This is a genomic window from Paenibacillus sp. EB106-06-01-XG199 (assembly GCF_058791575.1).
Genome location: NZ_JBYTDQ010000002.1, coordinates 610,981 through 626,264, shown reverse-complemented (window position 1 = coordinate 626,264; position 15,284 = coordinate 610,981). Strand labels below are relative to the sequence as shown.

Annotated in this window: 14 protein-coding genes and 2 pseudogenes; 5 read left to right on the top strand and 11 right to left on the bottom strand. The window is 49.2% G+C overall.

Annotated features, from left to right (window positions below):
• Window positions 1-23 precede the first annotated feature (23 nt).
• From AC3WT9_RS08795 to AC3WT9_RS08770, 6 genes and pseudogenes are all read right to left on the bottom strand, one after another.
• Entirely contained in the window at window positions 24-791 is a 768-nt protein-coding gene (locus AC3WT9_RS08795; RefSeq protein ID WP_341092341.1) for a threonine/serine exporter family protein, read from the bottom strand.
• A 114-nt stretch (window positions 792-905) separates the two neighbouring features.
• Window positions 906-1,145 (bottom strand): annotated as a pseudogene (locus tag AC3WT9_RS08790) (DinB/UmuC family translesion DNA polymerase); the annotation flags it as partial.
• A gap of 40 nt (window positions 1,146-1,185) precedes the next feature.
• Window positions 1,186-1,395 (bottom strand): annotated as a pseudogene (locus tag AC3WT9_RS08785) (alpha/beta fold hydrolase); the annotation flags it as partial.
• A gap of 42 nt (window positions 1,396-1,437) precedes the next feature.
• Entirely contained in the window at window positions 1,438-1,962 is a 525-nt protein-coding gene (locus tag AC3WT9_RS08780) for a class I SAM-dependent methyltransferase (RefSeq protein WP_492407581.1), read from the bottom strand.
• Between the two features lie 210 nt (window positions 1,963-2,172).
• The gene (locus tag AC3WT9_RS08775; RefSeq protein ID WP_341097644.1) at window positions 2,173-2,754 is read right to left on the bottom strand and encodes a YitT family protein; all 582 of its coding nucleotides are present in this window, start codon (window positions 2,752-2,754) and stop codon (window positions 2,173-2,175) included.
• Window positions 2,755-2,867: 113 nt separating this feature from the next.
• A complete protein-coding gene (locus tag AC3WT9_RS08770) occupies window positions 2,868-3,386 on the bottom strand; it encodes a DUF3231 family protein (protein WP_341097645.1) in 519 nt (172 codons plus the stop codon).
• Window positions 3,387-3,570: 184 nt separating this feature from the next.
• On the opposite strand from AC3WT9_RS08770, the gene AC3WT9_RS08765 reads away from it, so the two are divergent.
• Window positions 3,571-3,798: a hypothetical protein gene (locus tag AC3WT9_RS08765; protein ID WP_341378296.1), complete on the top strand. Its 228-nt coding sequence runs from the start codon at window positions 3,571-3,573 to the stop codon at window positions 3,796-3,798.
• Here AC3WT9_RS08765 and AC3WT9_RS08760 read toward each other — a convergent pair.
• Entirely contained in the window at window positions 3,790-4,662 is an 873-nt protein-coding gene (locus AC3WT9_RS08760; RefSeq protein WP_341378297.1) for a helix-turn-helix domain-containing protein, read from the bottom strand. The genes AC3WT9_RS08765 and AC3WT9_RS08760 overlap by 9 nt on opposite strands.
• Before the next feature lie 170 nt (window positions 4,663-4,832).
• Between AC3WT9_RS08760 and AC3WT9_RS08755 the strand changes: the two genes are divergently transcribed.
• A complete protein-coding gene (locus AC3WT9_RS08755) occupies window positions 4,833-6,797 on the top strand; it encodes a glycoside hydrolase family 127 protein (RefSeq protein ID WP_341378298.1) in 1,965 nt (654 codons plus the stop codon).
• A gap of 197 nt (window positions 6,798-6,994) precedes the next feature.
• On the opposite strand, the gene AC3WT9_RS08750 is transcribed toward AC3WT9_RS08755, so the two are convergent.
• A complete protein-coding gene (locus tag AC3WT9_RS08750) occupies window positions 6,995-9,430 on the bottom strand; it encodes a glycoside hydrolase family 94 protein (RefSeq protein WP_341378299.1) in 2,436 nt (811 codons plus the stop codon).
• 182 nt (window positions 9,431-9,612) lie between these two features.
• The gene (locus AC3WT9_RS08745; protein WP_341092352.1) at window positions 9,613-10,779 is read right to left on the bottom strand and encodes a LacI family DNA-binding transcriptional regulator; all 1,167 of its coding nucleotides are present in this window, start codon (window positions 10,777-10,779) and stop codon (window positions 9,613-9,615) included.
• Window positions 10,780-11,062: 283 nt separating this feature from the next.
• On the opposite strand from AC3WT9_RS08745, the gene AC3WT9_RS08740 reads away from it, so the two are divergent.
• Window positions 11,063-12,082: an ABC transporter substrate-binding protein gene (locus AC3WT9_RS08740; RefSeq protein ID WP_341092355.1), complete on the top strand. Its 1,020-nt coding sequence runs from the start codon at window positions 11,063-11,065 to the stop codon at window positions 12,080-12,082.
• Between the two features lie 220 nt (window positions 12,083-12,302).
• On the opposite strand, the gene AC3WT9_RS08735 is transcribed toward AC3WT9_RS08740, so the two are convergent.
• Entirely contained in the window at window positions 12,303-12,578 is a 276-nt protein-coding gene (locus AC3WT9_RS08735; protein WP_341378300.1) for a hypothetical protein, read from the bottom strand.
• Window positions 12,575-12,781, bottom strand: coding sequence for a helix-turn-helix transcriptional regulator (locus AC3WT9_RS08730; protein ID WP_341092358.1), 207 nt, complete (start codon window positions 12,779-12,781; stop codon window positions 12,575-12,577). The genes AC3WT9_RS08735 and AC3WT9_RS08730 overlap by 4 nt, the downstream gene beginning before the upstream one ends.
• Window positions 12,782-12,850: 69 nt before the next feature.
• On the opposite strand from AC3WT9_RS08730, the gene AC3WT9_RS08725 reads away from it, so the two are divergent.
• Window positions 12,851-14,452, top strand: coding sequence for a helix-turn-helix domain-containing protein (locus tag AC3WT9_RS08725; RefSeq protein WP_341092360.1), 1,602 nt, complete (start codon window positions 12,851-12,853; stop codon window positions 14,450-14,452).
• A gap of 222 nt (window positions 14,453-14,674) precedes the next feature.
• Entirely contained in the window at window positions 14,675-14,962 is a 288-nt protein-coding gene (locus AC3WT9_RS08720) for a hypothetical protein (RefSeq protein WP_341092361.1), read from the top strand.
• Window positions 14,963-15,284: the final 322 nt, after the last annotated feature.

The following is a 15,284-nucleotide window of genomic DNA, read 5'->3' as shown; positions in this document are numbered from 1 at the left end:
AATTGCTACCTCTTTCACATGGGTTAAAAAAGCGACAGCACAAGTCCGATGCCTGTCCCGATCGCAAATGCGGTCAGGAACGCATCGGCACCTTTGGAGAGGCCGGAAACCAGATGCCCAGCCATCAGGTCACGCACCGCATTGGTAATGAGCAGGCCCGGGACCAGCGGCATGACGGAGCCGATGATAATCTTGTCCATTTCCCGGCCAATGCCAAATTTGACGGAGAAGAACGCGAACAGCCCGATCAGGAATGAGGCGGTAAATTCTGCAAAGAATCGGATCTGTACGAGCCGGTGCAGATAGGTAGCAGCGGCGAAGCCAAGCCCCGACACCAGCAATGCCGGAAGGGCGTCCCACAGACTCCCCTTGAACATTACTGTGAAGCAGGCTCCGGTGAGGGCGGCTGCGGCGATCTGCAGCCATGCCGGATAGGCATGTGCGGCATCATCCACGACGCCGAGGCGCTCGCGGGCTTCTGCCGCGCTGAGCTGGCGTTCGCTCAGCCGGCGCGAGATGTCGTTGACCTCCGACACCTTCTGCAAATCGGTCGTCCGCTCGGCAATCCGGAAGAGCTTCACCGGTTCGGTTCTGCTGGTTGTGAACATGATAACCGTTGGCGTCACGTAGCTGTGCGCCCCGGGAAAACCGAGAGCCCCAGCCATACGCGTCATGGTATCCTCCACACGGTAAGTTTCCGCACCGCTCTGCAGCATGATTTTACCGGCCAGCAGGCAGAGATCGATAATTTCATGCGTGGAAGTATTGCTGTTATTGCTTGTGCTATCCAACTTCTTTCGATCCTCCCCGGGAATGTTATATATTCGATTGTCGCCGCAATACCTGAAAATATCAACCCTTATTCATTTTATTTGTTGTGTCTTCCAATTTTACCGGCCCGATCCTTAATTTGTCCTGGATCGTTGAAAGACGCAGCCCGGCCGATAATTGTATCTCCATACTTGTTCTTGAGATTGTCGTAGCCCGTTCAAGCTTGCGGTAGCGGGGGCTGATTCGAAGAGTGTCAGCGGGTACTCACTTTCGTCGGAGAGTGTGGAAAGACTGAGGTTAATCCTGCGCACGGGCTGGTTGTCCCAGTGCCGCCGGAATAGCTCTACGGCTGCTGCATAGACCAGCTTGGTGGCATTGGTGGGGGATAATGATTAGTCCATTCCTGCTTAAGCTTCATTTGATCAGTGCGTTTAGTGGTTCGGAGGCTTTCGTCGGAATTCGGTGATCGACTTTTTTAATGTAAACCAGTTCACTTTTCGGCAGTCGTTGATGCAACATTTTGGCATTCCCTTTGTTCGCATCGTTGAATAATTCCCGAAACAAAGATAGATCTTTAGTTTGCGCCCAGGCATTGGAAAACGCGATCGTTCCGGCTGCATGCATTGAGTATCCGTTTACAGTATTATCGTCACACTCCACCTCTCTTTACAGTGATTTTGGTTTTACTAAGAAAAATAACTCATGATATAAAAAACATTTTCGGAACCGTTTTAAGACCTTACAATCATAATTATGATCTCTAAACAATCGAATATATTCTTCTTCATTACGAATATACTCCCCGTTGTCGTACCATTTCATAAATCTATTACATAACGGGTTTTTCTTGCATAAACATGGTTCCATAACGATAATGGTTCCGTTAGGTTTTAGAATTCTTTGAAATTCCTTCATGTAACTTGATATTTCGTCCGAAGAAACATGATGCAACACAGCGATAATAAGTATGTAATCGAACGAATCATTATCAAATGGGAATCTCTTACTTTCTAAAACCTGAAATATATGGTGGGTATATAATCGCTTTGCATAATCAATTCGTTTGGCATCAGGGTCAATCCCAACATAATATAAAGGATGAAACATAGAACAATTAGCCCCAGTACCGGAGCCAAAATCTAGTACAGTATGGCCATCAAATGTAAAATGGGATTGTACATGATTGTGAATATATTTTTTAGTAAACCATTTCGGACGGACAAACCAATGATAAAGTCTAGGCGAGAACGGAATATTAATGGGAATTCACCATCTTTCGGATTAAGTCACGAAAGATAATTTAACCTATAAGCTTGAAAAACATTCATGAAAGTATAATCTGATTATAATACGAACGTACGATCGTGAATGTGCATAGTTATTTCCATCTAGTCAAGAGGCTTACTTTTCGAGCGTACATAACCCCGTGGCCACTCCGCCGGAAAAGATCGTCAGAATCGAATGAAAGAAGGTTTCCTTGGAGATCAGCAGGCCACCCGCGCCGATAATCAGGAAATCCGTCAGAAAAATAATAACGCCGACATTGAGCGGAATATAGCGTTTCATAAACTTTGCGAGCAGATCCGTTCCGCCTGTGCTGGCCTTGAACCGCAGCATAATTCCGAAACCGCTCCCCATCAGAAAGCCGCCGAGAATGGCGCTGGAGATGGAGCCAAGCTCAATATAGTACAGGAAATGATACTGGAGCGGTCCGAGGACTTCAATGAAAAACGAGGAGGTAAGCAAACCCAGCACGCTGTTATAGAAGATGTCCCTTTCTTTAAGCCAGGCAAGCAAGAAAATCGGCAGGCTGCACAGGACAATGGCCAGTCCAATTTTTGCGCCGGACATATAGTTGATAATGAGGGCGATGCCGATGACTCCCCCATCGAGAATTTTGTAGGGGACCAGAAAAAAATTAGTTCCTGCAGCAATCAGCAAACTTCCCAGCAAAATAATAGCGTACCTTGCACTTGAGCGCATATTCAACATCTCCATATTTAGGCCTGTCTTAATGAATATGCTTGGGTATGGGAAAAAATAGCTATACAGCAAAAAATCCTGCTTGCGCAGGATTAGGCGGGACGGGGATATTACTAGACCAAAGCAGGCTCCTGCTTTTTGAGCTGCAGCGGCGGAGGTACCAGCCAGCCCTTCTTTTTATTCAATTTCAGCACAGCCATTCCTAAAGCGGCCATTTGAGCATGATTTTTCATGAACATGGCCCCGATATCCTCACGGATGGAAGTCCCCATAATCTGGCTGCATACGACTAGGCTCAGGGAAACAGCCCCAGCAAGGGAAGCGGCGATTTCCGGATCGGAGAAACGGGCTCCGGCAGGAATATCCCCGAGCTTAACGGAGGGGCGGTCGGGCAGTGCAGGGGGCGGTGTGAAGCCATGGGTCTTCAGCAGCTTGTCGCAATCTTTTATTTCCTGCTGCGACTGGTCCATAAGATCATCAATTATTTTTTTTAGATCCTGATCGCCAGCGTGATAATGAAATGCCTGTAAGGTGGATAATGACATTTTGGCGGTAGCGGAAAATTGCCATAGATTAAATATTTCGCCATAGTGCAGCGGTTCATCTTTGGGATTGCCGTTTAGAACTCCCATCATTACAAAACTCCTTCACTGATAAGGTGGTAATACGTGAAGTTAGGTTGTCCGGCAACCTCTGTTTTATTCGAAGGAAGGGTTGGGTTAAGCAATTAGACTTGTACAGGATAGCAAAACAATGTATATTAATAGTAAATATTACGATTAAATACATAAAAGCAGCAAGGCGGGTGAAGGTTGGATGGATTATACATATAAATTGCTGGAGAGTGATATTGATTTGCTGGCGGCCGCGCTGTCCGAAGTCAAAGTCGCGGTCGCCGTGAAAGAAATAAAAGATGATATTCTGGAGTTTGGCGGGCAGATTAGAGAATATACCCCTAATTGTGTCCGTATCGGGGAACTGTCCTACAGCCGGGAGTTGTATGAATTTCGTGCTCTCGCTAGTGAGGGATTCGGCTTACCGTGAATAACGCTTGCGGAAGCGCAGCGGTGAGATGCCGACTTTGCGGGCAAAACGCCGTGAGAAGTAGGCAGCGCTCTCGAAGCCTGTGCGCTCCGCAATCCCGGAAATGGGGATCTCTGTCTTGAGCAGCAGCAGCTTGGCCTGCTCCAGGCGGTAATCCGTCAAATATTCCATCGGCGTCAGCCCATAGACTCGCTTCATGCAGCGGGCGAGATAATTATAGTGAAAATGGAGGACATCCGCGAGTGAGCCATTGGTGAGCGCCTCTGCGTAATGGTTGCGGATGTAGGATTCCGTCTGCTCCGCAATCTCGGCAGCATGGCTGCCTGCAGCGTCCTGCTGCGCAAGATCCATCATCCGCAGCATCTCCTCAAAGATCCGCTGTTGCTGCCATACCGCGCTTGACCGTCTGTCCCGGCTCAGCTGCAGGAGCAGCTCCGCCTGCCCGCTCCGCTCAAAGGGGTCCGGGAGCGGACCAAATTGCGGTACACGGATCGTGTACGGATGTGTAAGAAACTGCTGGAAATGTGCTTCCCGGCCGGCATACACCGGATCGCCCCCGGCTTCAATCCATTCCCCCACCGTGTGAAAATGGATCCATACAAACGTGGTGATCTCCTCGCAAGGTTTGACAGCGTAGTGATAACGGTCTGGCAGCAGCAGCAAAGTGTGCCCGGCCGCAACCTCCCATTCTTTCTCATCTTCGCCAATAAACAGCGTGCCCTGTTCTACAATAATCAGATCGAATTTCCCCATACGGTTGCGGTTCGGGTGCTGATCCCCCGGCTGATATACGGTGCGGTCGCATTCCAGAAAGTAGGGGAACGGCGGAGCAGCCAGATGGATATAAGAAGGACTGAAAGTCATGATTACTCCTTTCAAAGCGAATTGTCGGAAGCCTGGAGTTCTGGTTTTATTCGCAATCTTGAGTGTGAAATAGTACAAAAACAGAGTTGTTTATGATTGTATTTTTTATTTATTCTACCCTCTATAATTGCTAATAGCGAGAATGAAATATAGCGGAGGGGACGAGGCAAATGAGCAGAACTATTAAAACGCAGCAGACAGACAAGCAGCAATCGGTAAAGATTCAGGATGAATTCTGGGGACGTTACATCAGGCTGGCGCAGGATGTAGTCATTCCATACCAATACGAGGCGCTGCATGACCGGGTACCGGACGCAGAGCCCAGTCATGCGATTGCCAATTTCGAGATTGCCGCAGGGAGAAAGAAAGGAGAGTTTCACGGCTGGGTGTTTCAGGATAGCGATGTTGCGAAGTGGCTGGAGGCAGTAGGTTACTCCCTGAGCCTTAAGCGTGATCCCATACTGGAGCGGCAGGCAGATGAAGTTATCGACCTGATCGGCGAAGCGCAGCAGCCGGATGGATATCTCAATACCTATTTCACAATCAAGGAGCCGGGCAAACGCTGGACCAATCTTCAGGATTGCCATGAGCTGTACTGCGCCGGACATTTTATCGAGGCTGCGGTTGCGTATTATGAGGCTACAGGCAAAGACAAGCTGCTAAATATTATGCGCAGGATGGTCGATCATATCGATTCGGTCTTTGGACCGGAGGAAGGCAAGCTAAAAGGCTATGACGGGCATCAGGAGATTGAACTGGCACTGGTCAAGCTGTTCCGTCTTTCCGGTGAAGAGAAATATCTGAAGCTCAGCAGCTTTTTTATCGACGAGCGCGGCCAGGAACCGAATTTCCTGCGGCAGGAGTGGGAGAACCGGGGGCGGATCACGCACTGGAGCGGGCAAACTGACCATCTCGATCCAGCCTACAATCAGGCGCATATTCCGGTCCGTGAGCAGAGCGAAGCGGTAGGGCATTCCGTACGTGCAGTCTATATGTATTCAGCAATGGCTGACCTTGCGATGCTTAACGATGATGACGCTTTGCGCGATGCTTGTGTAAGGCTGTGGAACAACATGACGGATAAGCAGATGTATATTACAGGGGGAATCGGTTCCACCCATCTCGGGGAGGCGTTCACCTTCGAGTATGATCTGCCCAACGATACGGTGTATGCGGAAACCTGCGCTTCCATCGGCCTGATCTTTTTTGCCCGGCGGATGCTGGAGTTAACCCCTGAAGCCCGGTATGCGGACGTGATGGAGCGGGCGCTCTACAATAATGTGCTGGGGTCCATGGCGCAGGACGGCAAGCATTATTTCTATGTCAATCCGCTGGAGGTATGGCCGCAGGCCTGCAGCTGCAATCCGGGTAAACATCATGTGAAGGCGGAGCGGCAGGGCTGGTTCGGCTGTGCCTGTTGTCCGCCCAATGTGGCCCGGCTGCTGACTTCGCTGAACCAATATATTTACACGGTTCACGGGGATACCCTGCACACTAATCTGTATATTGGCAGTGAATGGAAGGGCACGCTTGGGGGAACGGAGGTTAATGTAACCCAGGAGAGTAACTACCCATGGGAAGGAAAGGTCTCGCTGAAGATCAATCCGGCAGAAGCTGCGGAATTCGGCATTGCCTTGCGCGTCCCTTCCTGGTGCAGCAGCATGGAGATCAGCGTCAATGGCGAAGTACTGGATCCTACCGCAGACCGGGAACTGGGTTACCGGGTGATCCGCAGAGTGTGGTCTGCCGGGGATTCCATAGAGGTAAGCATTCCGATGGAAGCGCACCGTGTCTATGCCCATCCCGAGCTGCGCGCTGATGCGCAGAAAACTGCTATTCAACGGGGACCGCTCGTCTATTGCCTCGAGGCAAACGATAACAGTGAGCCGCTGAGCTCTATCACTCTGAACGAGACAGGGGAGTTCACAGAGGTCTTTACAGACTCGCTGCCTGGCGGAGCCGTAGTCGTTGAAGGGACCGGCTTCCGTGTCAATCCGTCCGGCTGGAGCGGAGGTCTGTACAGCAGGGAGAAAGCACCGCTGGAATCCGTTAAGGTTACAGCTGTCCCTTATTATCTGTGGGGTAACCGCGGCAGCGGAGAGATGAAGGTGTGGATACCAGAGGGCAGGGCTTGAGCGGCAGCACGTTATCAAAAAGGAAAGCAACCCCAATGCATCCCGCAAGTATGCCGGATGCATTGGGTTGCTTTTTTTAGAATATTGTCCTTGGATTACCAGAAAGTGAGCCTCCCACAAAAAAACAGGCCCCGTCTTTTTGCAAAGACGAGACCCGTTTAATAAACAAGCGGTTAACATGTTGTCACGGCAGATATTTAGCCCAGCTCAACTACCACTTGGTGCACTGCACCGTCGCCAACAGGAGCGATGATGTTCCCTTCTACAACGGCCCCGTCGAGAGTGAGGCTGGCAACACCTTTAGAGACATGGTTAGGGTTCTTAATAGTGATTACATAAGTATCTCCACGGAAGACGCGGGTGATTTCGAATCCGTCCCACTCAGCAGGGATACAAGGATCTACTTTCAGACCTGCGAAATCAGCCTGGATGCCGAGAATGGATTGGGTAATGGCTACATAGTTCCAGGCAGCGGTACCCGTCAGCCAGGAGTTTTTCGCTTCCCCGTGGCGTACGGCATCTTTACCAGCGATCATTTGCGAGTACACATAAGGTTCCATCCGGTGAACTTCGCTGATGTCTTCCAGATAAGCCGGAGCAATTTTCTTATAGATATCGAATGCTCTGTCGCCGTGTCCCAGTACCGTTTCAGCAATCATGATCCATGGGTTGTTGTGGCAGAAAATACCGGCGTTTTCTTTATAGCCCGGCGGATACGTAGAAATTTCACCCAGGTTCAGGTAGTACTTGGAGTATGGCGGCTGCTGCAGCACGATACCATAATCTGTGTCCAGACGTTCCTCAACGGAAGTCAAAGCTTTGGCTGCTTGACCGTCTTCCACGCCGATACCGGCCATTACGCAAATCCCTTGCGGCTCGATGAAGATTTGGCCTTCTTCGTTTTCTTTGCTGCCGATCTTGTCGCCGTAGTGGTCGTAAGCGCGCAGGAACCAGTCACCGTCGAAGCCATGGGTCAGCGTGATTTCACGCATGTTGTCGATCTTGGCTACGGCATCCGCAGCAACATCGTTAAGTCCGCGCATGCGGCAAATTTCCGCATAGTCCGGTCCAACAAAGACGAACAGACCGGCGATGAAGACGGATTCCGCTACGCGGCCTTCGATGTTGGCAGTCGTCTGGAACGATTCGCCTGGCTCGGTAGAGAAGCAGTTGAGGTTCAGGCAGTCATTCCAGTCCGCGCGGCCGATCAGCGGCAGGCCGTGAGGTCCGAGGTTATTCGTGACATGCTCGAAGGAGCGTTTCAAGTGCTCGAACAGGGTAGCAGTGTTGTCCGGGTTGCTGTCGAAAGGAACCTGCTCATCCAGAATGGAAGTGTCGCCGGTTTCCTTAATGTAGGCAGCCGTTCCCAGGATCAGCCAAAGCGGATCATCGTTAAAGCCGGTGCCGACTTCGTTGTTGCCTTTTTTGGTCAGCGGCTGGTATTGGTGATACGCGCTGCCGTCTTCGAACTGGGTAGCGGCGATGTCCAGAATACGTTCTTTGGCGCGCTCAGGAATTTGGTGTACAAATCCGAGCAAGTCCTGGTTGGAATCGCGGAAGCCCATACCGCGGCCAATCCCGGATTCGAAGTAGGAAGCGGAGCGGGACATGTTGAAGGTAACCATACATTGATATGGGTTCCAGATGTTGACCATACGGTTCAGCTTGTCGTCGCCGCTTGTGATCTGATATTTGGACAGCAGGTTATCCCAGTGTGCAGCCAGAACAGCCAGAGCAGCATCCACTTGAGCGTCTGTAGCGAATTGCTCGATGACAGCCTGCGCCGGTTTTTTATTAATGACATTCAGGGATTCCCATTTCTCATCTTCCGGGTTCTCGATATAGCCGAGTACGAAGATGAAGCTTTGCTCTTCGCCTGGTTCCAGCGTGATTTCAAGTGCATGAGAGCCGATTGGCGACCAGCCGCTGGCTACGGAGTTGGTTGCTTCCCCGGCAGCTACTGCTTGTGGAGCATCCAGGCCATTATACATACCCACGAAGGACTCGCGGTCGGTATCAAAGCCGGCGATTTCTTTATTTACAGAATAGAAAGCATAGTGGTTTCTGCGCTCACGGTATTCTGTTTTGTGATAGATTACGGAATCCTTAACTTCAACCTCGCCAGTGCTCAGATTACGCTGGAAATTGGTCATATCATCCTGGGCATTCCACAGACAGAACTCGGCAAAAGAGAACAGCTTCACCGATTTCTTAGCTGATCCGGTATTCTTCACAACAAGGCGGTGTACTTCGGCATTGTGGCCCATCGGTACAAAAGCGAGCTGGTTCACAGAAATACCGTTGCGTTCGCCGGTGATGGAAGTATAGCCAAGACCGTGGCGGCACTCGTAGAAATCGAGGTCGCGTTTGACCGGCATCCAGCCCGGGGTCCAGAAATCGCCGTCGTCATACAGATAGTAGTAACGTCCGCCTGTATCCAGCGGAATATTGTTATACCGGTAGCGGGTCAATCTTCTCATCCGGGCATCGCGATAGAAGGTGTAACCACCGGCAGTATTGGAGATAAGGCCGAAAAATTGCTCGTTACCGAGGTAGTTGATCCATGGATAAGGTGTTTTAGGGGTGTTGATTACGTACTCTTTACGAGTGTCGTCAAAAGTTCCGAATTTCATAAGAGGAAAGTCTCCTTTCAATTGTGAACGCGCGTTTATAGAGCTCAGAAAAAATTCCCTCGGGGCAAAGGGATTTTCCTGCAAAACATTATAATAATGATTGCCACTCCTTAAAGAAATGCTGGTACATCCAGCGAAATGGTATACGCTGGACGGATGATGCAGCATTCTTGCAGGGAGCCTTACTTCTTCGGCGGCAGGCAGGAGTCTCTTTTGACCAGCCTGGCCGGGAAGCTGATGGTGCTAAAGGTCGGCTGAACGGAATCGCACAGCTCGATTACTTTCTCGACAGCGGCCTTGGACATTTCATAAATCGGCAGACGTACAGAGGTCAGCTTGGGATGAATACGCGAGGCAAGCTGCACATCATCGAATCCGGCAATGGACATATCCTCAGGCACGGAGACTCCGTGTTCGGAGAACGCTTCCATCGCTGAAATAGCCATATCATCGTTGGACGAGAAGAAGGCTGTCGGCAATGGGCCGCCGGACTCCAGCAGCTTCTTGACCTCTTCGTAAGCCTTCTCCTTCAAGAAATCACCCTGCAGGATGAAGTTCTCATTGATCTGCAATCCATGCCGCTTCAACGTATCCTCGTATGCCATATAGCGTTCCCGTCCGGAGTACGTGTTCATTCGTCCGCAGATCATGCCGATTTCTTCGTGGCCAAGGCCGATCAAATACTCGATGGCTTCGACTGTGCCCTCATAGTCCTTGGAGTTTACAATGGCCAGATGATTGCGGTCCAGATGCTCCGACATAATCTCCGAAATGTCGTAATCGATCAGCACTAGCGGCGATTCAAGTCCAACCATTTCCCGTACGATATCAATATCCTTCTGGGTGCCGACGATAATGCCGCCGTCAATCCGTTTCTGCAGGAAAGCCTGCTTAACCTTCAGGAAATCGTCGGGAGAGTATACGGTATGAATCAGCACATAACAGCCGCGGGCATTCGACGTGTCGACTACGGCATCGACGAAAGGCGCGAAGTAATTGTTCTGATAGATCCGGGTTGCATTCTCCTTCTCGTTCATGCTGATGGCGAAAAGGCCGATCGTATCGGTCTTCTTGCCGGCCAGAGCCCGGGCAAAGCTGTTTGGCTCGTATTGATGCTGTTCAATAACCTTCAGCACCTTGGCCCGGGTCTCTTCAGGGACATTGGAATAGTTGTTGATCACGCGGGATACCGTACTACGGGATACCCCGGCGAGCTTAGCAATATCTTCGCTGCGCATAGTGCCCCCTTTAAATAAACGCGCGTTTATGAGTTCATTGTAAAATAAATCGCTACAGAAATCAATCACCCGGTTAAAGAATTTGCCTTGCTCATAATTTATCCATTCCATGATTTCTCCACACACTCTATTAACAATCAGGTGTTAAATTGAAGATATCCCCAGCTTGTATGTAGTATATACGTTCATGAACTCTTGACTCTGCCAGCTGCTGGCAGGGTCGTTTTTTACTTAAAGGTTTGCAAATCGACGTGAGATACTATGCAATTTAGAAGTTTGTATAAGATTGTCGCAGAGAAAGTGCATTGAAAGCTGATGAAGACGTGCTACTATTGTCCTTAGGATTATTGAGAATGATAATCAATCACAATGATGTATAGGAGTGAAGAGATCAATGGCAAGTTGGGGTCGAAAATGTATTTGGACAGCTGTACTTGTACTGGCAATGTCCGCTTTGGCGGCTTGCGGCACAAATAATAATGCTGCCGGAGGAAAAAACGTTCAAACAGAGAATGCGGCGAATCCAACCGCAGCAAGCAATACATCCACCGATGCAAGCACCGATACTTCAGCCGGAAATGGCACACGGACTGTCGTCGGGGAATTCGGAGAGGTTGAAATTCCTGTTAGTCCTAAGCGGGTGGCAGGGATCTATGTGGAGGATTATCTGAAGGCGTTAGGCGTTACCCCGGTCGTGCAATGGTATCATCCCAGCTGGGGCAAGCAGGATTATTTGAATCTGGACGTGCCGGAATATGATATTACCGGGAGTATTGAGGCATTGTTGGAAAAAAATCCGGACTTGATCATTGCGGACGGAGGAGCAGATGCAGCAAAATACGAACAATACTCCAAGGTAGCGCCAACCTACCGTCTGCCGGAGAAAGTGCTGCAGGATTCAAGACAAATGCTCACAGCTATCGCAGAGGTGCTGGGCATTCCGGAAAAGGGCGAAGCTGTACTTGCGGAGTATGACCAGAAGGTGGCGGATGGAAAAGCCAAGCTGCAGCAGGCTTTGGGGCAGGAGAAGGTAGCTGTAATCCGGCTTAACGTTGCCGAGAAAACCTTTGCGTTATTTGGTGTCAAAAACCGATTTACGGGTGTGGTCTATGACCAATTTGGTCTGACTCCCGTCCCTATGGCTGCGGAGATGACTGAATTTCAGTCCATTATTTCCGAAGAAGTGATACCAGATCTTGAAGCGGATCATATCATTGTATTCCCTGACAACGGAGGATGGGATACCGCGGAGAATGAGGAAGCAATCAAAATTCTGGGTGGTCCGTTGTGGAAGAACCTGCCTGCGGTGAAGAACGGGAATGTTTACAGAATGGAACGCTCCCACTGGCAGTCCGGCGCGATTACAGCCAATTCGATGAAGCTTGATGATCTGCTGAAAGCAATGGTGAAATGAAACGCCAGGCAAACTGAAAGACTAACCCCTCATAAAAGAAACAGCGGCAGCCATGGACGAGAAATAATGTCCTGGACTGCCGCTTTTTTATTGAACTGACGTTCCCGCTAGCGATACTTCTTACTCACTAGAAACTCAACAATGGGTAAAGTAATCATTGCTAATCCTAATACCCCTAATAAAAAAATGTTCATTGTTTCATTTACGATTTCATCAGCAACTAAAGCTCCAAGTATAAAAAAAGAAGAAGAAAGTAACTTATTTTCGAGCTTCTCTCCGTAATCTTTTTTCCTAACTCGTCATCCTCAAATATACCATCTTTGTCTGCCTTGGTTCCCCAGGTGATCATAGGAAAAAACATCATTACCAGCGTTGCGATTGTTATTATTTCGTTAAATCCAACGTCTTTTCCAACCATGACCTTATAGATGGTAAAGGCCACCACAATTAGAGTGGCTGCCCCTACTGCGGTTGCACCTATTTTTCGGGTGTTCATTCCTCTTCTCTCCCTTCATGTAAGAATAACTTATCAATTCTAACTGCTAAATGTTTGGCAATATCAAAAGCTAATTGCAAACTTGGGTCATATTTGTTGTTTTCAATGGCATTTATGGTCTGTCTGCTTACATTGCATAAATCTGCTAACCTGCCTTGTGATATATCTTTTTGCTGTCGAAACTTTTTGATATGATTTTGCATAGTTGATAGGCTTTCATTTTTGTTTTACACTAAGGAGATGAAAATGATTCTCAATTAGGGGGCGGGAGAATGGCAGAACTGCTCAGTGAAAGCACTGGAAAAAAGCTGTTATACAGCTTGACTAACATAGAAGCAATAGCCCAATCCCCTGCGGGAAACGGACAAATGGCTGTGTTTCAGGAGCACACATTGATCATAGTATCGGAAGGGCAGGGCTGGCTCGAAGCGGAGGAAAGGCGTTATCCTTTGGACAAAGGTGCAGGCTTTCTGATTGAGGCTGGATCTATGAACAGTATTCAGGCCGGAGAGCGGGGGCTTAGCTTTTACCGGCTTGCTTTTGAGGTTATCAGCACTGGGGATGGCAGACACCGCGGAAAGAGGAAATTGCCCGGGAATGCCATGCTCCAGCCGGGTCTCTTAAGCTGCAGACCTTTTTCCCAATGTACACTGCTGCTGGATTCCATTTATCATAGCCGCAGGAGTCCCGATGACATCGAATGGTTCGCGGGTCATACCCGTTTTCAGGAGCTGCTGCTGCTGATCATGCGGGCCAATTCCCCGGCAGTTCAGACAAATAATGATCATGAGGCGGTACAACGTTCCATTCACTATATGCAGGAGCATTACAGTGAACCGGTATCCGTCGATCAATTGGCAGAGATTGCAGGTATTGGGCGCGCGCGTTATACTCAGCTTTTTAAAGAGATTACCGGCAAGATTCCCTTGGGGCATTTGAACGGCCTCCGTATCGAACGGGCGCAGCAGCAGCTGCTTCTGACCAAGGACCGTCTGCATGATATTGCACTGACAGTCGGCTATAGCAATGAGTATTATTTTAACCGGCGTTTCAAGGGAGCAGTAGGTGTTACACCCGGTCAATACAGGAGCCTTCATCAGGAAGGGGTCCGTGTATTCGCGCCTTTTCTGGAGGATTATCTGCTGGCTTTGGGCATTACTCCGGTGGCTCAATATTGTCATGCACAGTGGGGCAAGCAAGAGTACCTGGGTCTGGATCAGGTCCCAACGTTTGATATTTCCACCGGAGATTGGTCAGAGCTTTCCCGTTACACGCCCGAGCTGATTATACTGGATGACGGCTTTCAGCGCTGGCATTTGGGTGAGTGCCGCCGGATTGCCCCGCTGTTCAGACTCCCGTTTCACCAGGAAGACTGGCGTGCAACACTGCGCTCAGCAGCTGCTGTCTTCGGCAGAACGGAGCATGTACAGGAGGTCATCGGCCATTATGAGCAGCAGGCCCAGCAGGCGAAGCGGATCCTCAGCCGCAGCGTCCGGGGAGAGACGGTAGCCTTACTTAGGATATCTTCCTGCGGAGTCGCGCTCTATGGATGTGAGGAACTGGGATATACGGCAAGCGTACTGCATGAGGATCTTGGGCTCCAGCGGCATCCGTTGGTCCGGCAGCTCACCCGGGGACAGAAGCGTGTGAGCCTAACAAGTGAAGAGTTGTCAGGCCTGACGGCGGATCATTTGTTCATTACTTTTGACCGGCAGGAAGGTGAAGGCCGGGAGCTGCTGGATACTCCGCTATGGAGAAGCCTGCCCGCTGTGCGCAACCGCAACGTGTACGAGGTGGATTTTATGGCCTGGATGAATTATGGTGTGCTTTCGCATCAGCGGAAGATCGAGGATGTGCTGCGGGTACTGGCCTAAAGGCCGGTTTACCTATGAGGGATAAGTTCATGAATGATTTGACTCTGCCGGATGCCGGCGGGGTCTTTTTTTATATCTAATTGCGATTGAATTTAAGCCATAGAAGATAGTTTCACCACTATGTAATAATTGTAAAATGTGTTTTGGTACTGATCCACTTATCTATTACATTTCTTCTTTGGAAGAATAGAATACAATATCTAGTTCTAGGAGGTGATTCTTATGTCGATTCTCTTACCCCAGCAGTTTTACTCTCTGGCGGCCAATGTTGGTAAATCTTATTTTGAAAACTTGAACGGTGGAGCAAATGCTACAATTACCGTTAATAATAACGGTCCGGCTCCGATCAATCTTGTAGTTACACGTGTCAACGCTCCTGTCATCACTTATGTAATACCTCCAACCAATAGCCTCACGTTGGAAGTTGCTTTACTGTTGGTAGCCGCTCTCCAGACCACAGCTGTTGGTCCTGCTACAGGTACAATTCAAATTGCTACTGCTGATTTCTAGTTTTAAAAACGACGGAAGATAGATTTGGATGTAGAGCATGTGTATCATAACCCGCCGGGCTTGTGCCTGGCGGGTTTGTTTCTGTTTATTCTTTGACGTATATTGGCACATTTTGTATGCTTATTGAATAATTAGGGGAGGGGGCGCAAAATAAACGGATCGGAAAATATGAGGAGTCTTTGCGATGTTATTCAGAAGTTGTATGAGCTGATCAATACTGTGTATGTAAGTGCGGATGCTAAAAGTATCTATATGCTGACGAAGGACAATAAGGTTGTTCTGTTCTCGGACAAATTGTTTGTTCAATATATAAATGATGCTC